We start from the raw sequence: 1,450 nt of genomic DNA on the forward strand, positions 1-1,450 counted from the left end.
CCTCTTGCTAAAAACTCTTTATACTAAAGGATCGATAGGCCGTGCTTTCGCAGTCCCTATGCGTACTGAACATCTGGATCAAGCCAGCTTTTGCCCTTTTGCTCCACGCGAGGTTTCTGTCCTCGCTGAGCTGGCCTTAGGACACCTGCGTTATTCTTTGACAGATGTACCGCCCCAGTCAAACTCCCCGCCTGGCAGTGTCCTCGAACCGGATCACGCGGGAGTTTTAAACGGCGACGAGCGTTTCCGCCACGTCACCACTCTGCACGCTTGGAACGAAACACCGTGCGCCCGCCGATATTATCGACCGCGCACCGCTTCCGCCCAACCGAGTAAGTAATGAAACAATGAAAGTAGTGGTTTTTCAGCGACGATCGCGCGAAACGATCTCCCACTTATGCTACACCTCTCATGTCTCCTTACAATGCCAGACTAGAGTCAAGCTCAACAGGGTCTTCTTTCCCCGCTGATTCTCCCAAGCCCGTTCCCTTGGCTGTGGTTTCGCTAGATAGTAGATAGGGACAGTGGGAATCTCGTTAATCCATTCATGCGCGTCACTAATTAGATGACGAGGCATTTGGCTACCTTAAGAGAGTCATAGTTACTCCCGCCGTTTACCCGCGCTTGCTTGAATTTCTTCACGTTGACATTCAGAGCACTGGGCAGAAATCACATTGCGTCAACACCCGCGAGGGCCATCGCAATGCTTTGTTTTAATTAGACAGTCGGATTCCCCTTGTCCGTGCCAGTTCTGAGCTGACCGTTGAACGGCGGTCGTACAGAATCGTGCCGATCGCGCACGAAACGAAACCGACACGACCTCACGGCTAGGAAGATCCGCGGAAGGCCGGAGAACGCGGGTCCGGATCCAGTCCGAAACGTAAGACGATTTTCGCGAGTGTCATATTAAATATATACAGTTTTTGAGGCCGCATTATATTAAAATACTAACTCGCTAAAACGAACATAACGCACGAACATCGACCAGACCCGGCACCGGCCGCATCCGCTTCCCGTCCAAACCCGACACGCCCCGGTCCTCAGGGCCAATCCTTATTCCGAAGTTACGGATCCAATTTGCCGACTTCCCTTACCTACATTATTCTATCGACTAGAGGCTCTTCACCTTGGAGACCTGCTGCGGATATGGGTACGAACCGGCGCGACATCTCAACGTACATCCCTCACCTGAATTTTCAAGGTCCGCAGAGAGTATCCGGACACCGCCGCAAATGCGGTGCTCTTCGCGTTCCGAACCATATCTCCCTTCTATAGGATTCCATGGAACTCGAACGCTCAGGCAGAAAAGAAAACTCTTCCCGGACCTCTCGGCGGCGTCTTCAGGCCACTTTGGGTTACCCCGTCGAACACTCGTTTTTAAAGACGAGGGAACGATTATTGAAACGGTTCCGCTGCCGGGTTCCGGAATAGGAACCGGATTCCCTTTCGA

The 1,450-nt window shown here is 52.4% G+C and carries 1 rRNA gene; it reads right to left on the bottom strand.

The features are described from left to right. Positions 1–1,450 (bottom strand): 23S ribosomal RNA (locus tag F0L74_RS34655); the annotation flags it as partial.

The sequence above is a fragment of the Chitinophaga agrisoli genome (genome assembly GCF_008386695.1).
Classification (GTDB): domain Bacteria; phylum Bacteroidota; class Bacteroidia; order Chitinophagales; family Chitinophagaceae; genus Chitinophaga; species Chitinophaga agrisoli.